A 19,416-nucleotide genomic window follows, 5' to 3' on the forward strand; every position below is an offset into this window, starting at 1 on the left:
CAGGATGAAGGGCGTGCAAAAGGTTATAGAGTAACAAAATAAGCCCGCACATGACGCAATCCGGCAATCGGCAAGCCGCCGCCAAGGGGACATACGCAAAACCCCTCGCCACCAGAGGTGACGAGGGGTTTCAGGCTTGCCTTTCGCCCTGACTGACGTGCGTGATCAGGCAGCGCGGGTCAGGATACGACGCGCCACGTCCGGCGTGATGTCACCGTGCTCGCCGATGGCAGTGAAGCCATGCCGTGCCAGGTTATCGACCAGCTGGTCGATGCTGTCGGCACCGATGCCGGCTTCGCTCAACGATACCGGCGCGCCCATGCGGGTGAAGAATTCACGCGTCTTGTCGATGGCAGCGCGGGCGACGCTTTCGTCATCACCGTCCAGCCCCCAGACACGACGACCATACTGCGCCAGCTTGGCACGCTTGGCCTCGAACATTTCTTCCCACAGTGCCGGCATCACGATGGTCAGGGTGCGGCCATGATCGACACCGTGCAGTGCGGTGATCTCGTGACCGATCATGTGCGTGGCCCAGTCCTGCGGCACACCACGCCCGATCAGACCGTTGAGGCCCAGGTTGGCGGCCCACATGATGTTGGCGCGCACGGCCAGGTCATCCGGCTGGCTCAGTACCTTGGGGCCTTCCTCGATCAAGGTCAGCAACAGACCCTCGGAGAAGCGATCCTGGACCGGCGCGTTGACCGGGTAGGTCAAATACTGCTCGCTGACGTGCACGAAGGCATCGACGACACCGTTGACGCTCTGGCGCTCCGGCAGGGTCAGGGTGGTGGCCGGATCCAGCACCGCGAAGCGCGGGTAGGCCAGTTCGCTGAACATCGGCAGCTTGTCGTGGGTCTCGTAATTGGTGACCACGGCATTGCCGTTGGACTCGGAGCCAGTGGCCGGCAGGGTCAGCACCACGCCCAGCGGCAATGCCGTCTCGGGATGCTTGCCTTCGGCGAGAATCTCCCACGGATCACCGGCGTGACAGGCGGCCAGCGCGAGGAACTTGCTGCCATCGGCGACGCTGCCTCCCCCGACTGCCAGCAGATAATCGACCTTCTCGCGCTTGATGACCTCCAGCGCTTCCAGCAGGGTGTGATAGCTCGGATTCGGCTCGATGCCGCCGAAGCTCCACCACTGATGGCCCTCCAGTGCCGCTTCCACCTGATCCATCACGCCGTTCTTCTTGATGGATCCACCCCCATAGGTGACCAGCACGCGGGCATTTGCGGGAATCTCGTCACGCACCTTGGCGATCTGGCCGGCACCGAAGTGCACGCGGGTCGGGTTCTGATAGGTAAAGTCCTGCATGATGCTCTCCTCGCAGAGTCAGGGGCGGCACGGCGGCAATGCAGAACGCCGCCATGATCAGGCGCCACCTGACACAGGGTGTCGCGTGAGGGCCTGGTGACACGAAAACGAAATGAAGACGTCACCACCCCACGAATGTTGCGCACATTCTAGAGCAGCATCTACGACGAAAGTAGAGCACAGTGCGCACGTCTTTGGTTCGTGTGAATCACCAATCGCGTCGCGACGTGACAGCTTCTCACAAACGCGAAAGGCTCGCCGTGGCGAGCCTTTCGTGAATACCTGAGCACCGCGCGTACGCGAGGCGTCAGGTGTTCGGGGCTTCAGTGCTGCCGTCTCAGGTTACAGACGTACCAGCATCTTGCCCTTGTTGGCGCCTGTGAACAGCTTGAGGAAGGCGTCCGGCGCCTGTTCCAGTCCCTCTTCCACCGTCTCTTCGTAGTCGATATCGCCCTTGGCGACCTGCGGCCCCACTTCCTCGAGGAAGCGGCTGTAGTTGTCCCAGTGGTCAAAGACGATGAAGCCCTGCATGCGCGCCCGGCGAATCAGGATCATCGAGATATTGGAGGGGCCCGCCGCCACCTCGGTATCGTTGTAGCTGGAGATCATGCCGCAGACGGCGATGCGTGCACCGACGTTCAGGTTGTTGAGCGCCGCCACCAGGCAGTCACCACCGACGTTCTCGTAGTAGACATCGAAACCGTCCGGGCAGGCCTCCTTGAGCGCTTTCGTCAGCTGCTCAGCATCCTTGCCCTTGTAGCTGACCGCCTTGACGCCGCGCGCCTCCAGCCAATCCAGTTTCTCCTGGCTGCCGGCGATGCCGACGACAGTCCCGCCCTTGGCCTTGGCCAGCTGCACGGCGAGCGAGCCGACCGCACCGGAGGCCGCGCTGACCAGCACGTTGTCGCCCTCTTTCATCTCGGCGATGATGTTCAGACCGGTCCAGGCAGTCATGCCCGGCATGCCCAGCACGCCCAGATAAGCCTGCTCCGGCACGTCGATGCTCGGCAGCGGCTCGACCTGATCGCCAGACAGCTGCGCGATATCACGCCAGCCGCCCATGTGACGCACCTTGTCGCCGGTCTTGAAGCGAGAGTCGCGTGACTCGATCACCTCACCGACTGCCGCACCCTGCAGCGGCTCATTGAGCTCGAAGGGGTCAATATAGGTCTTGGCGCCACTCATGCGGCCACGCATGTAGGGATCGACGGACAACCAGCGGTTGCGAATGCGCACTTCCCCTTCGCCAAGCTCGCTCAGCGCCTCTTCACGCAAGGTGAACAGGTCGCGTTCCGGAGTGCCTTTCGGATAGTCGGTGATCGTGTAATAGCGTGTCTGCATGAAATGCTCCTTGCGAATGATCTGGTCAAACGTCACGTGATCAGAATCGTCATCAGGCAGGTGGCCCGAGGCCTTGACCGTGTGACGGCAGGTCGCCGCAATCGTTCCCCGGCGACGAAGTTCCACCAGATTACTCGCGCTCCCGATATCACACCAATGACAGAAACTGAATTCCGGTATGCATGAGACTGATATCATGCGTGGTTGAAAATACGCACCTTCATCCCCGTCCGGGGCCTCTTCACCACCGGAAACTTCCCGCCATGCATCTGGCTGAACTCGCTCGCCATGACCTCAACACGCTGGTCGCGCTGCATGCGCTGCTGGAAACGCGCAGCGTGTCTCGGGCCGCGGAGCGCCTCAACCTGAGTCAACCTGCCGTTTCACGTACCCTGGCTCGGCTGCGCGAGGCCTTTGACGATCCCCTGTTCGTTCGTGCGCAACGCGGCCTGCGCCCCACGGCACGTGCCGAGGCGCTCAGACAGCCTCTCGCGCGCCTGCTCCAGGAGCTGGGCGCACTGCTGGCACCCCCCGAATTCTCGCCAGCCGACAGCCAACGCCGCTTCCAGTTGGCCACCACCGACTATGGCATGCACGCCTTCGTGGCACCGCAGATAGCGCCGCTGCATGACCAGGCACCCGGCATCCGTCTGGACATCCAGGCCTATGGTGGCAATGTCGAACAACAGCTGGAGGAAGGGGGGCCGGAGCTTGCGATGTGCGTGCCCACCGCCAAGGTGCCGGCCGGCGTGCATGGGCGCGAGATCGGAGATGACCAGTTCGTCTGCGTGATGCGCAAGGACCACCCGCTGGCAGCGAAGGAGACATTGAGTCTGGAGGACTTCGTCGCCGCCAGCCATCAATTGATCAGCATGGGCGGTGATGAGCGTGGTGCGGTGGATCTCAAGCTGGCGGAGCTGGGCTTGAGTCGGCAGGTCGTCATGCGCCAGCCCCACTTCCTGGCCGCCTTCAGTGTCACCTGCCATAGCGATCTGCTGCTATGCGTTCCGGGCTGCCTGGCCATCAGCATGCTGGACCAGCTACCACTGGTGCTGCGCCCGCTGCCCATCGCCATCAACCGCTTCTCCTACTGGCTGGTGTGGCACGAACGCCTGCATCATGACGCCGGGCATCGCTGGCTGCGTCAATCTCTCTCGACAGGCATTCAAGCCCGCCACCGCGAACTCTCCCATCGGCTGCGTCAACGCCTCACGCCGTGACACTGTCGTGACTGCGGGAATGTGCGCAGGATTGACTCGACACTGCACCAGAAATTGCCCCGACACTGAACCAAAAAAAGACCGCCACCCCATGGGGTGGCGGTCTCTGGTGGCAGAGGTCAGGACGTGATTCTCAAGGGAGGCAATGCCTCGAGTGAGACGTGACGGTACTCACGTCCGTTGCTCCGTGCTCACTTGCGCTCGATATCGGCACTCTCGCGCAAGGATTCCTGCAGCCCCTCGACGGCTGACTGGGCCTGCAGGCGCATCGCCAGACGCGACAGGAACTGGTCCATGTCACCCGGCTCGGCCTCTCCTATATCGGTCAACGCGATCAGGGCGATGCCGCCCTTGAGGGCTGCCTTGCCATACACCGGCTGGTCTGCCTCGGGATGCGGCAGCGCGAAGGCCTGCTTGACCAGATTCTCAGGCAGCTGGGAATCTCCCTGACGGCTGACGTCGTCTGCGTCGCGCCAGTCGATCCCTTCCAGCGACTTGCCTTCACGCAGCGCCTCGATGCGCGTCTGTGCCAATGCCTCAAGCGCCTTGGCGGTCTTGTCCGCCTTGGCTTCACGCTGCACCTGCTGCTTGACCTCGTCGAGGGCCAGCGTGGTGGCCGGACGCTGCTCGAGCACGCGCAGCACCAGACGGCGACTGTCGTCGAGTTCGATCACATCGCTGTTGTAGCCTTCCTTGAGCACTTCGTCATCGAAGGCAGCCGCCATCACGCCCGGCTCGGACAGCAGTTCGTCGTCATTCTCCTGTGCCACCCAGTCGGTCTTCTCCAGCGGAAGATCCAGATCCTCGGCAACGCTGGCCAGATCATCCGCCGCGAAGCTTTCATCCTTGAGCTGCTGCGCCTTCTCATTGAAGGTGTCACGCGAGGCTGACTTACGCGCCTGGGTGAGCAGTTCATCACGCATTTCGTCGAACGGCGCGATATCGAGCCCGGTCACCTTGATCAGGTGCAGGCTGTCGCCGGTATCGACGATGTCCGAGACCTGCCCTTCATCCAGCGCGAAGGCGGCGTCATCGAAGTCTTCGCCGAAGATACCGCGGGTGATCACTCCCAGCTCACCGCCATCCTCGGCCGTGGAGCTGTCTTCGGAGACCTCGGCCGCCACCTTGGCGAAGTCTTCGCCGTTGGCGAGTGCGTCACGTGCGCCTTCGAGCTTGGCACGTGCAGCCGCCACATCATCGCCCTTCTCGACCATGATGTGCGCGATCTCGCGCGGTGCATCGGCACGCTTGGCGGCATATTCGGCCTTGAGCGTGTCCTCACTGATCTCGCCGCCGTCGGCCAGCTCATTCTGATCCAGCAGCACATAGGCCAGCTTGACCTGAGCCGGACGCCGATAGTTGTCCTGATGGCTGTCATACCAGGCGGTCAGCTCATCCTCGCTCAAGGTGACCGGCGACTCGAGGTCGGCCTGACTCAGGGTGGCGTAACGGAAACTGCGCGTCTGACGCTGAAGCTGGCTGAGCTTCTCTTCTTCGCCCGGCAGCACGAAGGCACTGGCAGCGAAGCCATCGGTCAGCTGCTGACGCAGGGTGTCGCTGCGCAACTGCTCGCGGAAGGACGTCGGCGAATAGCCGGCGCTGGCCAGACGATTGCGGAAGACGTCGGCGTCAAAGCGGCCCTGGTCATCCTGGAATTCCGGGAAGCTGACGATCAGTTGATCGAGCTGTTGTTCTGAGAGGTGCAATCCACCCTCTTCGGCGTACTGGTCCAGCAGACGGGAATCGATCATCTGGGTGATGATCTGATTGCGTGCCTCACGCTCCTGTTCGGGAGCGACCTGTCCGGAACGGATGGCACGTTGCACTTCGGTCTCAACTGACTGACGGCTGATCTTGTCGCCATTGACGCTGGCGATCTCGTCACTGCTGCCAGTGAAGGCACCAATGATCGACTCAACGCCGAAGAAGGCAAAGGTGACGACGATAAAGCCAACGATCGTCTTGGCCACCCAGCCATGCGACCGGTCTCGAATTCGTTGCAGCATGCGGGCCTCGAGCTACAGGGAAGGAAATGGCCTCTAGGGCCGCGAATCAGTGACTGTTGATTATACGCATGACGCCGACAGATGCAGGTGCCTTTGGTAGCGGCAGAAGCAGGGTCACCGCAGATTGCCCATGATATCAGTCACAAAAAAAGCGCATCGCCAGGCGATGCGCTTCGATTTCCTGGTGCCGACCTGACAGACAACGACGTCATGACAGGGCGGCACCACGTCACCGGGTACCTGCAAGAGCAGGCAGACCTCAGTTGACGGCGTCTTTCAGTGCCTTGCCAGCCTTGAAGCTCGGCACCTTGGCAGCACTGATTTCGATCGGATCGCCAGTCTGCGGGTTACGGCCAGTACGAGCAGCGCGCTCCTTGACAGTAAAGGTGCCGAACCCGACCAGTGCCACGGTCTCACCTTTCTTCAGGCTATCAGTGACGGTGTCGACCATCGCATCGAGTGCACGGCTAGCTGCTGCTTTCGGAATATCGGCAGATGCAGCAATGGCTTCGATCAGCTCGGATTTATTCACTCTTCACCCCTTGAATTTGCAAAAAAATTACCAGAAATCAGCGCGAAAATTACGGGTGCTAAACGCGATCGCGACGAAGCGGAGTTTATAGCAACGCCCTCAAACGACTGTCAAGCAACCTCACGCGCAAAACCGCACCACGCCGCCGTTTCGACAACGGCATGGCCAGAAATATCCATCAATGTGTACTGATGACTGACTGACGACCACTGGCATCGTCCTGTCGAGATTCATCCGGCTCACTTGAAGACTTTTCCGCCAGAGCCACCTCAAGAACTTCATCGATCCAACGCACGGGGCGAATGTCCAATGCATCCTTGATGGTGTCCGGGACCTCCTTGAGATCACGGCGATTCTCTTCGGGAATCAATACGAGCTTTATACCACCGCGTCGCGCTGCCAGCAATTTCTCCTTGAGGCCGCCGATCGGCATGACTTCGCCGCGCAGGTTGACCTCACCGGTCATCGCCACATCACAGCGCACGGGGCGCCCACAGTAAGCGGACACCATCGCGGTGACCATGGCAGCCCCCGCACTGGGGCCGTCCTTCGGCGTGGCACCTTCCGGCACGTGAATGTGCAGGTCTTCCTTCTCGAAGCGTTCAGCCTCGATACCGAAGGACTCGGCGCGTGCGCGCACGACGGTATGCGCTGCACTGACCGACTCCTTCATCACGTCGCCCAGCGAGCCCGTCTTGCTGACACGGCCCTTGCCGGGCGTGACCACCGACTCGATGGTCAGCAGCTCACCGCCGACGGACGTCCAGGCCAGACCCGTCACGCGCCCGATCTGGTCCTCGGCATCCGCGAGACCGAAGCTGTACTTGCGGACACCCGCATAATGCTCGACCTGCTCGGCCTCGAGGTGCATGGAAGACAGCGCACCTTCCTTGGCCTCGGCGACCACGCGCTCGCGCACGATCTTGCGGCAGACCTTGGCGATCTGGCGTTCCAGCTCACGCACACCGGCTTCACGCGAATAGTAACGAATCAGCTCGAGCACGGAGGCTTCACTGAAGGTCAGCTCGCCCGGCTTCAGGCCATTGGCCTTGAGCTGCTTGGGGGCCAGGTAGCGCATCGCGATGGCCAGCTTCTCGTCTTCGGTGTACCCCGGCAGACGGATGATCTCCATGCGATCACGCAGCGGCCCCGGAATGTTCATCGAGTTCGAGGTACAGATGAACAGGGTCTCGGACAGATCGTAATCAAGCTCGAGGTAGTGATCGGCGAACTTGTCGTTCTGCTCCGGGTCCAGCACCTCAAGCAGCGCCGAGGCCGGATCACCACGGTGATCCATGCCCAGCTTGTCGATCTCGTCGAGCAGCACCAGCGGATTCTTGACGCCGGTCTTGGTCATGCGCTGGATGATCTTGCCCGGCAAGGCGCCGATGTAGGTGCGACGGTGGCCACGGATCTCGGATTCATCCCGCACGCCACCCAGCGCCATGCGAGTGTACTGGCGATTGGTGGCGCGAGCGATGGACTTGCCCAGCGACGTCTTGCCGACACCCGGCGGCCCTACCAGACACAGCACCGGCCCCTTGAGCTTCTTGACGCGCTTCTGCACGGCGAGATACTCGAGGATGCGTTCCTTGACCTCGTCGAGACCGTAGTGGTCCTCATCGAGCACCCTGGCGGCGTGATCAATGTCGTGACGCACGCGGGTGCGCTTCTTCCACGGCACGTCGCACAGCCAGTCCAGGTAGGTGCGCACCACGGTCGCCTCGGCGGACGTCGGGCCCATCATCTTGAGCTTGTTGAGCTCCTGATTGGCCTTTTCCTCGGCGTCCTTGGGCATGCCGGCGTCCTTGATGCGACGCTCATACTGCTCGACCTCATTGGGCACGTCATCCAGCTCACCCATTTCCTTCTGGATGGCCTTCATCTGCTCATTGAGATAGTACTCGCGCTGCGACTTCTCCATCTGCTCCTTGACGCGGGTACGAATGCGCTTCTCGACCTGCAGCAGGTCGATCTCGGCTTCGATCAGCGTCATCAGGTGCTCGATGCGGTCGCGCACCTTGTCCATCTCGAGCAGCGCCTGCTTGTCATCGATGCCCAGTGACAGGTGGGCACTGATGGTATCCACCAGGCGACTCGGGTCCTCGATGCCCTGCAGGCTGCCCAGCACTTCATTGGGCACCTTCTTGGACAGCTTGACGTACTGCTCGAACTGGTTGAGCAGAACGCGTACCAGGGTCTCCTGCTCGCGCTCGGACAGCGGCTGGCTGTCACGCAGCACGACATCGGCGATGCTGTGACCGTCGTCATGCAGACGAATCGCCTGGATATCGGCGCGTGAGCTGCCCTCGATGAGCACCTTGACGGTGCCATCGGGAAGCTTGAGCAACTGCATGATGTCGGCGACGGTCCCGATCGCGAAGAGATCCTCGGCAGTCGGGTCGTCCTGGCTGGCTTCACGCTGTGCCGCAAGCAGGATCTTCTTGTCGCCTTCCATGGCCACTTCGAGGGCCTGGATCGACTTTTCCCGGCCGACGAACAGCGGAATCACCATCTGGGGATAGACCACCACATCCCGCAGCGGCAGCAGCGGAAGTGTCAGGGTCTGATCATCGTTCTGCTCCATGGCAGACGTTCCTCGGTATTCTGTGGGTGGGCCGCCTCACACGGCTCTCTGATACAGAGACCATGGGGGCAAGGTCATGATTTTGCAATGATCCTGAGACGCATGGGCGGTAACTCAACGCTGAATGAAGCCGCACGCGAGTCATGAGGAACATTGCCAGAGAGGCGAGTGACGAAGGCAAACGCAACGGGGGGCCTTGCGGCCCCCCGTTGGTGCGACTCAGGCCTGGACGCTTCAGCCGTCCTTGCCGGCCACCTTGCCCTGACTCTTCTCTTCGCTCTGGGAGTAGATCAGCAGCGGCTTGCTGTCGCCGGCAATCACTGACTCATCCACTACCACCTTGCTGACATTCTCTTCCGAGGGAATGTCATACATGGTATCGAGCAGCACGCCCTCGAGAATCGAGCGCAGACCACGTGCGCCAGTACGACGCTCGATGGCCTTGCGAGCCACGGCACGCAGTGCGTCTTCACGCAGGTCCAGCTCGACATCTTCCATCTCGAACAGGCGCGAGTACTGCTTGACCAGCGAGTTCTTCGGCTCGGTCAGGATCTGTACCAGCGCGTCCTCGTCCAGCTCGGTCAATGTCGCGATGACCGGCAGACGCCCGACGAACTCGGGGATGAGACCGAACTTGACCAGATCGCTCGGCTCGACATCCGCCAGTACGCGACCCACGGTCTTCTCGTCCTGCTTGCTCTTGACCTCGGCATTGAAGCCGATGCCCCCCTTCTCGGCGCGCTCACGGATCACCTTGTCCAGACCGGCGAATGCACCGCCGACGATGAACAGGATGTTGGCCGTGTTGACCTGCAGGAACTCCTGCTGAGGATGCTTGCGCCCGCCCTGCGGCGGCACCGAGGCAGTGGTGCCCTCGATCAGCTTCAGCAGTGCCTGCTGCACACCTTCACCCGAGACATCACGGGTGATGGAAGGGTTGTCAGACTTGCGGGAGATCTTGTCGATCTCATCGATGTAGACAATGCCGCGTTCGGCCTTCTCGACATCGTAATCGCACTTCTGCAACAGCTTCTGGATGATGTTCTCGACATCCTCACCGACGTAACCCGCTTCGGTCAGGGTGGTCGCATCCGCGATGGTGAAGGGAACGTTCAACAGGCGTGCCAGCGTCTCGGCCAGCAGCGTCTTGCCGCTACCGGTCGGGCCGATGAGCAGAATGTTGGACTTGCCCAGTTCCACTTCGTCCGCTGCCTTCTGACCGGCACGCAGACGCTTGTAGTGGTTGTACACCGCGACGGACAACACGCGCTTGGCGCGGTCCTGACCGATCACGTAGTCGTCGAGAGTCGAGCGAATCTCACGCGGCGCCGGCAGGCGATCATCATCACCTTCGGCGTCGGCTTCGAGGACCTCTTCGCGAATGATGTCATTGCACAGATCGACACATTCGTCGCAGATGTAGACGGAAGGTCCCGCGATCAGCTTGCGCACTTCATTCTGATTCTTGCCACAGAAGGAGCAGTACAGCAGTTTGCCGTTCTCGTCCTTGCCTTTGCCGTCAGCCATTCGCGTACCTCTCAATGGCGGTAACTCCCCGGGGAGTCACCGGAAATGCATGTTTACCGACGTCAGGTCAGCCGTGTGCGTGGATCATTCCACGTCCGGACGGCGTTCCAGCACGGCGTCGATCAGGCCGTACTCCATCGCCTGATTGGCGGCCATGAAGTTATCACGGTCCGTATCGTTGGCGATGGTGTCGAAGTCCTGACCCGTATGGTGCGCGAGAATGCGGTTCAGCTTCTCGCGAATGGTCAGGATTTCCTTGGTGTGGATCTCGATGTCCGTTGCCTGGCCCTGGTAGCCACCCAGCGGCTGGTGAATCATCACACGAGAATTGGGCAGCGCGTAACGCTTGTCAGCGGCACCGCCTGCCAGCAACAGTGCCCCCATGCTGGCCGCCTGGCCGATGCATACGGTGGACACGTCGGGCTTGATGAACTGCATGGTGTCGTAGATCGCCATCCCTGCAGTCACGGAGCCACCCGGCGAGTTGATGTACAGATGGATGTCCTTGTCCGGGTTTTCAGACTCGAGGAACAACAGCTGAGCCACGACCAGATTGGCCATGTAATCCTCAACCGGGCCCACAAGGAAGATCACCCGTTCCTTCAGCAGGCGGGAATAGATGTCATAGGCCCGTTCGCCGCGAGCATTCTGCTCGACAACCATCGGAACCAGACCGCCTGCATTCTTGATGTCGAAGTCGTTCATGGGGGCTTCCTTCATCCGATGACATTGATATCCATTGAGCATGCCACTTTACCCTGCCCACTGACCAGAGACCCGGCCGTAGCCGGGTCCTGGAATCACATGCAGAAAGTCAGCACGCTAGGTCAGCAGACAGGTATCAGGCCTGCTCTTCTGCTTCTGCCGCTTCTTCTTCGGCTTCTTCCTGCTGCTGTGCTGCCTGCAGGGCTTCCTGGTAGGACATGGTAACGTCCTTAACCTGAGCCTGTGTCAGCAGCTTGTCAACGGCCTTCTCTTCGAGCAGGACGGACTTGAGCTGGTTGCGAGCCTGTTCGTTGGAACCATAGTACTCGGTGACCTGAGCCGGATCCTGATACTGCTGGGCCATTTCTTCAACGCGAGCGTTGAGCTCTTCGTCGCTGACGTCCATCTCGTTGCTGCTGACGACTTCGCTGAGCAGCAGGCCAGTCTTGACGCGCTGTACGGCCTGGTCCTGGAACAGCTCACCCGGCAGCTGGGAGACGTCGAAGTCTTCGCCCAGACCGAACTGCTGTGCTGCCTGACGCTTCAGGCCGTCGATTTCCTGATCCGCCAGTGCCTGCGGAACGAGGATGTCATTGGCCTTGGTCAGCTCAGCCAGCACCTGCTGCTTGACGCGATTCTCGATCGCGTTCTTCAGCTCGCGCTGCATGTTCTTCTTCACTTCCACCTTGAAGCTTTCGACATCGGCAGCTTCCAGGCCGAACTGGGCGATGAACTCTTCGTTCACTTCCGGCAGTTCCTGAGCCTTGACGGCGTGGACCTTGACCTTGAAGGTCGCTTCCTGACCGGCGAGGTGCTCGGCCTGGTAGTCAGCCGGGAAGGAAACCTTGACTTCCTTGTCGTCGCCAGTAGAAGCACCGACCAGCTGCTCTTCGAAGCCCGGGATGAAGCTGTTGGAACCCAGCACCAGCTCGTGGCCTTCAGCGCTGCCGCCTTCGAAGGCTTCTTCACCGAGGAAGCCTTCGAAATCGATCTTGACCTGGTCGCCGTCAGCGGCAGCGCGCTCGACGTCGGTCCAGGAGGCATTCTGCTTGCGCAGGGTCTCGATCATCTCTTCGACGTCGGCGTCGGTCACTTCGGCCTGCGGACGCTCGATTTCAGCGCCTTCGATCGGCTTCAGTTCGATTTCCGGGTAGATTTCCAGAGTCGCGACGAACTCCAGATCCTTGCCGGCTTCATCGACGGTGGCATCGATCTTCGGCCAGCCAGCCGGGTTCAGTTCGTTTTCGGTGACGGCGGTCACGTAATGCTGGCGCATGATCTCGCCAACGATCTCGTTGCGCACGTCCTTGCCGTAACGCTGTTGCACCACTGCCATCGGCACGTGGCCCTTGCGGAAGCCGTTCAGACGAACGGTCTTGGCGGTTTCCAGAAGACGGGCGTTGACGGCCTGGTCGACTTCAGAAGCCGGCACCGTGATGGTGACCTTGCGCTCGATCGGAGAAGTCGTTGCGACAGAAGCTTGCATGAAAGTTCCTCTACCCACTGGTGGCGTTCGAATCATAAAGGCGAAGATTGTAGAAACCCCGCCACGCGCTGGCAAGCGCGGATATGACCTGCCATATGGTGCCTTGGTCCAAGATATTCAAGGAGCCAGGCCTTTTTCTGCTCCGTCCTCCCGCCTGACAGGCGCATGGAGCGCCCGTCAACCCGGTCAGATCGCAGACGAAGCAGTGCGAAAAAACACGAAAAAAGGGGGAGAAAGCCATTGGCCTTCTCCCCCTTTTGCGGCATGCCGCCCGCCCAAGCGGGACAGGCAGCATCCTGATATTCATCGAGACGTGGGGTGGATGATGGGGTTCGAACCCACGACCACCGGAGTCACAATCCGGGGCTCTACCACTGAGCTACACCCACCACTTCTGGAGGTTGGACAGAAAGCCTGCCGTCTCCATCTCGTTGATACTGCTCAAGCTGACATGCAATGGGGTGGATGATGGGGTTCGAACCCACGACCACCGGAGTCACAATCCGGGGCTCTACCACTGAGCTACACCCACCACTGCATGAACACCTTCACATCGTCTGGTCGCCATCATCAGGCTCAATGAAGAGCAATCCGATTCCCATCATGACAACAATCGTTATCGTGATGGCACGCCCAGCAGGACTCGAACCTGCAACCTACGGCTTAGAAGGCCGTTGCTCTATCCGGTTGAGCTATAGGCGCAGAAACTGATGCTGTGAGTCAACCTCCGGACAAAGCCTTGAATGCGTGTCTCGAAAGACCGAAGTCTTGCGAGGTGCTGCATTCAAATGGTCGGGATAGAGGGATTCGAACCCCCGACATCCTGCTCCCAAAGCAGGCGCGCTACCAGACTGCGCTATATCCCGAAACCGCCTTCAACCGACCGTCGAACCCCGTCGATGCGAGGCGTATTCTACCGAACTTTCGTCTGCGGTCAAGCCCTTACGTGAATTCTTTCCAAAAGAATCGTTTCCCTTCCTGCTGTCACGCCACTGTCATGTCAGCATCCAGTGATACACGCGGGGTGCGCTCCCACCTCCATACGGGCACCTCACTCTCGCCCCTACCCTGGCACCGGGCGAATCAGTGACGACTCACTTCCACTGAGCGGCATCCGTGGCCCGACCATCGGGTCTGAGCTTCTTCTCCTTCTCCTTCTCCTTCTCCTTCTTCTCGAAGCTGATCACGTCGATCGTCCTTTCTACCTCTACCTCTTTCTATTTCTCTTCCCCGATCAGGCATCTCACGAACGCCTCGTCTGACGGATCTCTGGAAAACTGACAGAAAGGTCTGACAGAGAGAACTGGCTGAGAGAACCGACAGCTGTGGTCTCACGACGTCGAGTTCCAGACTCGTGGGCAATCAGCACCGCTGCCTGCCCACGAGACGCCTCCAAAAGAGGCGATACTTGCATCTGCTTTCGACCAAGGTCGTCATTCGGCGTTGACTGCCAGACAGGGCATGCGAAAATTGTCCCCGGTTTCTCCCCTCCTGCATTTTTGCCTATGAGAAGGAATGATCGCTGATGGCAGCACAACTGATTGATGGCAAGGCCATTGCCGAACGCGTACGCCAACAGGTCGGCCGCCAGGTCGAAGCGCGCCGCGATGCCGGTGAACGAATCCCGGGGCTTGCCGTCGTGCTGGTCGGCGAAGACGCGGCATCCGAGGTCTATGTCCGCAACAAGCACCGCGCTTGCGAGAAGGCAGGCATCCTCTCCACCCAGCACCGTCTGCCTGCTGACACGACCCAACAGGAACTTGAGGCACTGGTCGACTCGCTGAATGACGATGCCAGCATTGATGGCATCCTGGTCCAGCTGCCGCTGCCGGAGCACCTCGACTCACGCCCGATCCTCGAACGGATCCGCACCGACAAGGATGTGGACGGCTTCCATCCCTACAACCTCGGTCGTCTGGCACAGCGCCTGCCGGTGATGCGTCCCTGCACGCCCAAGGGCATCATGACGCTGCTGTCCGAGAGCGGCCTGCAGGTGCGCGGCATGGACGCCACCATCGTCGGCGCGTCCAACATCGTCGGCCGTCCGATGGCGCTGGAGCTGATGCTGGCTGGCTGCACCACCACCGTCTGCCACCGCTTCACCAAGGACCTTGAGAGCAAGGTCCGCCAGGCGGATCTGGTCGTGGTCGGCGTGGGCAAGCCGGGCCTGGTCAAGGGGGAGTGGATCAAGGACGGCGCCATCGTCATCGATGTGGGTATCAATCGTCTCGAGGACGGTTCGCTGGTCGGCGATGTGGAATTCGCGCCAGCCGCGGAGCGCGCCGGCTGGATCACGCCGGTCCCCGGCGGGGTAGGCCCGATGACCGTGGCCTCGCTGCTTGAGAACACCCTGTTCGCCGCCGAGCTGCACGACGCGCGCCTCACCGCCGAGTAACCCCCTCGCCCTTCTCTCTAGCTCGTGATGGAGGCCCGACATGAACGGGCCTTCATCGCGTCTGACTCAGGATCGCATCATGACCCTCAAGACTCTTGGCATCATCGGCGCCATGGCCGAGGAAGTGGCCATTCTCGCCGAGCGCCTGGAAGACAGCACCACCAGCACCCACGCCGGCTCCACCTTCCATGTCGGCCAGCTGCACGGAATGAAGATCGTGCTGCTGCAATCCGGTATCGGCAAGGTCAATGCCGCCGTCGGTGCCTGCCAGATGATCGAGCGCTACCAGCCCGATGCCATCATCAATACCGGCTCGGCCGGTGGTTTCGCGTCTGATCTCGAGATCGGCGATGTGGTCATCTCCAGCGAAGTGCGCCATCACGATGTCGATGCCGTGGTCTTCGGCTATGAGCACGGACAGGTGCCGCAGATGCCGGCGGCCTACCCGTCAGCCCCTGAGCTGGTCAAGGTCGCGCGCGAGTGCGTCGAGGCCCAGGGAGAGATCAAGGCGCGTGAAGGCCTGATCTGCACCGGCGACATCTTCATGTCCGACCCGGAACTGGTCGCGCTGACCCGCTCACGCTTCCCGAGCATGCTGGCCGCCGAGATGGAAGCTGCCGCCATCGCCCAGACCTGCTACCTCTACGACATGCCGTTCGTGGTCATCCGCGCGCTGTCCGACATCGCCGGCAAGGACAACAACAGCCAGTCCTTCGAGGAATTCCTGCACGTGGCCGCACGCCAGTCCTCGCGCATGGTCGATGCCATGGTCAAGCGACTCGCCAGCTGATCGCAGACGGCTCGAAAGCGGTGCTGGTCGACAGCGCACAAAAAACCGCCGCCCCTCACGGGACGGCGGTTTTTTTCATGCTGACATCGCGTCACGCCAGTGACATCAGCCTTCCAGCACCCAGGTCGTCCCCTCACGGGAGTCCTTGAGGATGATGCCCTGTGCGGCCAGCTCGTCACGGATGCGATCCGCCCCCGCGAAATCCTTGGCCTTCTTGGCGGCGGCACGCGCCTCGATCTGCGCCTGGATCTCGTCTTCAGACAACGCCAGTGCCGCAGTATCGCCCTTGAGGAAGACTGCCGGGTCCTGCCCGAACAGACCCAGCAGACCGCCCAGCGAGATCAGCTCGAAGGCCAGCGCCGGCGCCTGCTGCGGTGCTTCCTTCTTGGCACGGTTCAGCTCGCGTGCCAGCTCGAACAGCACCGACAGCGCACCCGCCGTATTGAAGTCGTCATCCATGGCGGCCACGAAGCGTGCCCGCCAATCGCCTGACACCTCGCCTTGCTCGGGCGTGACAGTCTCGAGCGCATTGTAGAAGCGCTCCAGCGAGCGACGCGCCTCATCCAGCGAGTTGGCTTCATAGCTGATCGCGCTGCGATAGTGGCTGGCCACCAGCAGGTAACGCACCACTTCCGGGTTGTGCTGCTCCAGCACGTCACGAATGGTGAAGAAGTTGCCCAGCGACTTGGACATCTTGTCCTGACCGACACGCACCGCGCCGGCATGCATCCACACGTTGGCGTACTGCTGGCCCGTGGCGGCCTCGGACTGGGCGATCTCGTTCTCGTGATGGGGGAAGGTCAGGTCCGGCCCGCCGCCGTGGATATCGAAGGTGTTGCCCAGGCAGCAGGTCGACATCGCGGAGCACTCGATATGCCAGCCAGGACGCCCCTCCCCCCAGGGCGACGGCCAGCTGGCCTCGCCCGGCTTGGCAGCCTTCCACAGCACGAAGTCGAGCGGATCTTCCTTGGCTTCCTCGACCTCCACCCGCGCACCGGACTGCATGTCGTCCAGCTGACGGTTGTTGAGCTTGCCGTAGCCCTCGAAACGACGCACACGGTAGTAGACATCACCGTTGCTGGCCGCATAGGCATAGCCCTTGTCGATCAGCGTCTCGGTCATCGCGATGATGTCAGCGATGTGCGCGGTGGCACGCGGCTCGAGGTCAGGACGCAGAATCCCCAGGCGCCCTTCATCTTCATGCATCGCCTGGATCATGCGCTCGGTGAGCGCATCGAAGGCCTCGCCATTCTCGTCGGCGCGCTTGAGGATCTTGTCGTCGATGTCGGTGATGTTGCGCACGTAGGTGACGTCATACCCGCGCGCACGCAGATAGCGCGTGATGACATCGAAGGCCACCATCACACGCGCATGCCCGATGTGACAGAGGTCATAGACCGTCACGCCACAGACGTACATGCGCACCTTGTTGCCTTCCAGTGGCACGAAAGGTGCCTTGGTCCGGCTCAGGGTACTGTAGATGGACAGTGTGCTCGCGGCATCTTCGAGTGGAATCATTCAGTCATCGCCCTTGGCTACTTTGCTGACAGAAAGCTGTCAGCCTTTCAAAATGGAACGGCCCGCAGGCCGGTCATGCAACTTCGTCACAGAAGGTACAGGATCAGACTGCGGGCCGTGAAGCAGGTCACGAAAGCGTGACGACAGGGCTCCCGCGGGAGCCCGCCGACCATCACCCCTTCTTCTGTGCCTTGGCCCAACCGTCCTTCAGGCTGACGGTGCGGTTGAAGACCAGCGCGCCATCGACGCAGTCATGACGATCCGCCACGAAGTAGCCGATACGCTCGAACTGGTAGCGCGTTTCCGGCGCGGCATCGCGCAGACTCGGCTCACCGAAGCCCTTGACGATGCTCAGCGACTGCGGATTGAGGTGCTCAAGGAAATCGACATCCTTGTCACGGTCCGGCTCGGCTTCCAGGAACAGATTCTCGTACTGACGCACCTCGACCGGCACTGCATGCTCGGCGCTGACCCAATGGATGACACCCTTGACCTTGCGGCCTTCCGGGTTCTTGCCGAGGGTATCGAGGTCGACACTGCACCGCAGCTCGACGATCTCGCCGGCGTCATCCTTGATCACTTCATCACAGCGGATGACGTAACCGTTGCGCAGACGCACTTCCTTCTCGGGCGCGAGACGGAAGAACTTCTTCGGCGCGTCTTCCATGAAGTCATCCGCGTCGATCCACAGCTCACGGGTCAGCGGAATCTGACGCGTGCCCATGTCATCACGCGCCGGATGGCCGGGGACCTCGAACACTTCCTCATGGCCTTCCGGCAGGTTGGTCAGCACCACCTTGAGCGGGTTGAGCACGCACATGGCACGCAGCGCGTTGTCTTCCAGGTCAGAGCGAATGGCGTGGTGCAGCATGCCGATCTCGACCATGCCGCCGTCAGCACGGCTCACGCCGATCATGTCGCAGAACTTGCGGATGGAAGCCGCGGTATAGCCACGACGACGCATGCCGGAGATGGTCGGCATGCGCGGATCATCCCAGCCATCGACCACGCCTTCATCCACCAGCAGCTTCAGCTTGCGCTTGGAAGTGACGGTGTAATCCAGGTTCAGACGCGCGAACTCGATCTGACGGGGCGTGCTCGGCACCGGCAGATTGGCGAGGAACCACTCGTACAGCGGGCGGTGGTCTTCAAACTCCAGCGTACAGATGGAGTGCGTCACGCCTTCCAGTGCATCGGATTGACCGTGGGTGAAATCATAGGACGGATAGATCTTCCACTTGTCGCCGGTCTGATGGTGGCTGGCATGACGGATGCGGTAGAGGATCGGGTCGCGCAGATTGATGTTGGGCGCGGCCATGTCGATGCGCGCACGCAGCACCTTCTCGCTCTCGCCGAACTCGCCCTTCTTCATGCGCTCGAGGAGATCGAGATTCTCCTCGGGGCTACGCTCACGGTAGGGGCTGGGACGTCCCGGCTCCTTGAGCGTGCCACGGTATTCACGGATCTCGTCCGGTGAGAGGTCATCGACATAGGCCTTGCCTTCGCGCACCAGGTGCTGGGCCCAGGCATAGAGCTGATCAAAATAATCGGAGGCGAAGCGCACCTTGCCGGCCCACTCGAAGCCCAACCACTCGACGTCTTCCTTGATGGCGTCGATATAGGCCTGCTCTTCCTTGGCCGGGTTGGTGTCATCGAAGCGCAGGTGACAGTCGCCACCGAGCTGTTGCGCCAGACCGAAGTTCAGACAGATCGACTTGGCGTGCCCGATGTGCAGGAAGCCGTTGGGCTCCGGCGGGAAACGCGTGACAACCTTTTCGGCGCGGCCGGCGTCGAGTTCTTCGCGGATCTGGTTCAACACGAAGTTCGGGGCGCTCTGGGTCTCGGTACTCATGAAGTTTCGCTGCACCTCTGTGTGGTTCTTGGGCGTCGTGTTCCGGGACGTCACGGGGACTGGCACTGGGTAGCAGGCGATCGTGACGCGCGCTGGCGTGCGTCTCCGGGGCCTGCCGCCCCCTCAGGCTTTCGTCTCAG

At 61.2% G+C, this 19,416-nt stretch carries 13 protein-coding genes and 4 tRNA genes; 3 read left to right on the forward strand and 14 right to left on the reverse strand.

Annotated features, from left to right (window positions below; translation table 11 throughout):
• Positions 1 to 165: 165 nt before the first annotated feature.
• On the reverse strand, positions 166 to 1,317 hold the full coding sequence (locus tag ACZYGA_RS01600; RefSeq protein WP_404625118.1) for an iron-containing alcohol dehydrogenase: 1,152 nt from the start codon (positions 1,315 to 1,317) through the stop codon (positions 166 to 168).
• A gap of 342 nt (positions 1,318 to 1,659) precedes the next feature.
• A complete protein-coding gene (locus ACZYGA_RS01605; protein ID WP_404625117.1) occupies positions 1,660 to 2,658 on the reverse strand; it encodes an NADP-dependent oxidoreductase in 999 nt (332 codons plus the stop codon).
• 263 nt (positions 2,659 to 2,921) lie between these two features.
• Between ACZYGA_RS01605 and ACZYGA_RS01610 the strand changes: the two genes are divergently transcribed.
• The gene (locus ACZYGA_RS01610; protein WP_167592974.1) at positions 2,922 to 3,878 is read left to right on the forward strand and encodes a LysR family transcriptional regulator; all 957 of its coding nucleotides are present in this window, start codon (positions 2,922 to 2,924) and stop codon (positions 3,876 to 3,878) included.
• Between the two features lie 191 nt (positions 3,879 to 4,069).
• Here ACZYGA_RS01610 and ACZYGA_RS01615 read toward each other — a convergent pair whose 3' ends face one another.
• From ACZYGA_RS01615 to ACZYGA_RS01660, 10 genes are all read right to left on the reverse strand, one after another.
• Complete coding sequence (locus ACZYGA_RS01615) at positions 4,070 to 5,884, reverse strand: SurA N-terminal domain-containing protein (protein ID WP_404625115.1); 1,815 nt, start codon at positions 5,882 to 5,884, stop codon at positions 4,070 to 4,072.
• 259 nt (positions 5,885 to 6,143) lie between these two features.
• Entirely contained in the window at positions 6,144 to 6,416 is a 273-nt protein-coding gene (locus ACZYGA_RS01620; RefSeq protein WP_065392603.1) for an HU family DNA-binding protein, read from the reverse strand.
• A gap of 178 nt (positions 6,417 to 6,594) precedes the next feature.
• Positions 6,595 to 9,003 carry an endopeptidase La gene (gene lon / locus ACZYGA_RS01625; RefSeq protein WP_084208104.1) on the reverse strand — a complete coding sequence of 803 codons (2,409 nt, stop codon included), beginning with the start codon at positions 9,001 to 9,003 and terminating at the stop codon, positions 6,595 to 6,597.
• 234 nt (positions 9,004 to 9,237) lie between these two features.
• Entirely contained in the window at positions 9,238 to 10,530 is a 1,293-nt protein-coding gene (gene clpX / locus ACZYGA_RS01630) for an ATP-dependent Clp protease ATP-binding subunit ClpX (protein ID WP_077374762.1), read from the reverse strand.
• 84 nt (positions 10,531 to 10,614) lie between these two features.
• Positions 10,615 to 11,235, reverse strand: a complete 621-nt coding sequence (clpP, locus tag ACZYGA_RS01635; protein WP_065392597.1) for an ATP-dependent Clp endopeptidase proteolytic subunit ClpP — start codon at positions 11,233 to 11,235, stop codon at positions 10,615 to 10,617.
• A 136-nt stretch (positions 11,236 to 11,371) separates the two neighbouring features.
• Positions 11,372 to 12,721, reverse strand: coding sequence for a trigger factor (tig, locus tag ACZYGA_RS01640; protein ID WP_479398309.1), 1,350 nt, complete (start codon positions 12,719 to 12,721; stop codon positions 11,372 to 11,374).
• Positions 12,722 to 13,035: 314 nt separating this feature from the next.
• Positions 13,036 to 13,110: transfer RNA gene (locus ACZYGA_RS01645), tRNA-His, on the reverse strand.
• A gap of 68 nt (positions 13,111 to 13,178) precedes the next feature.
• Positions 13,179 to 13,253: transfer RNA gene (locus ACZYGA_RS01650), tRNA-His, on the reverse strand.
• 93 nt (positions 13,254 to 13,346) lie between these two features.
• Positions 13,347 to 13,423: transfer RNA gene (locus tag ACZYGA_RS01655), tRNA-Arg, on the reverse strand.
• A gap of 87 nt (positions 13,424 to 13,510) precedes the next feature.
• Positions 13,511 to 13,587, reverse strand: a tRNA-Pro gene (locus ACZYGA_RS01660).
• Between the two features lie 659 nt (positions 13,588 to 14,246).
• Between ACZYGA_RS01660 and folD the strand changes: the two genes are divergently transcribed.
• Together folD and mtnN are read left to right on the forward strand one after the other, a co-directional pair.
• The gene (gene folD / locus ACZYGA_RS01665) at positions 14,247 to 15,116 is read left to right on the forward strand and encodes a bifunctional methylenetetrahydrofolate dehydrogenase/methenyltetrahydrofolate cyclohydrolase FolD (RefSeq protein WP_077374768.1); all 870 of its coding nucleotides are present in this window, start codon (positions 14,247 to 14,249) and stop codon (positions 15,114 to 15,116) included.
• Positions 15,117 to 15,195: 79 nt separating this feature from the next.
• On the forward strand, positions 15,196 to 15,906 hold the full coding sequence (gene mtnN, locus ACZYGA_RS01670; protein ID WP_077375597.1) for a 5'-methylthioadenosine/S-adenosylhomocysteine nucleosidase: 711 nt from the start codon (positions 15,196 to 15,198) through the stop codon (positions 15,904 to 15,906).
• A 105-nt stretch (positions 15,907 to 16,011) separates the two neighbouring features.
• Here mtnN and cysS read toward each other — a convergent pair whose 3' ends face one another.
• Together cysS and ACZYGA_RS01680 are read right to left on the reverse strand one after the other, a co-directional pair.
• Positions 16,012 to 17,394, reverse strand: coding sequence for a cysteine--tRNA ligase (gene cysS / locus ACZYGA_RS01675; protein WP_084209639.1), 1,383 nt, complete (start codon positions 17,392 to 17,394; stop codon positions 16,012 to 16,014).
• A 202-nt stretch (positions 17,395 to 17,596) separates the two neighbouring features.
• Positions 17,597 to 19,276, reverse strand: coding sequence for a glutamine--tRNA ligase/YqeY domain fusion protein (locus tag ACZYGA_RS01680; protein ID WP_077374771.1), 1,680 nt, complete (start codon positions 19,274 to 19,276; stop codon positions 17,597 to 17,599).
• Positions 19,277 to 19,416: the final 140 nt, after the last annotated feature.

The organism is Cobetia sp. BL01 (assembly GCF_056493605.1).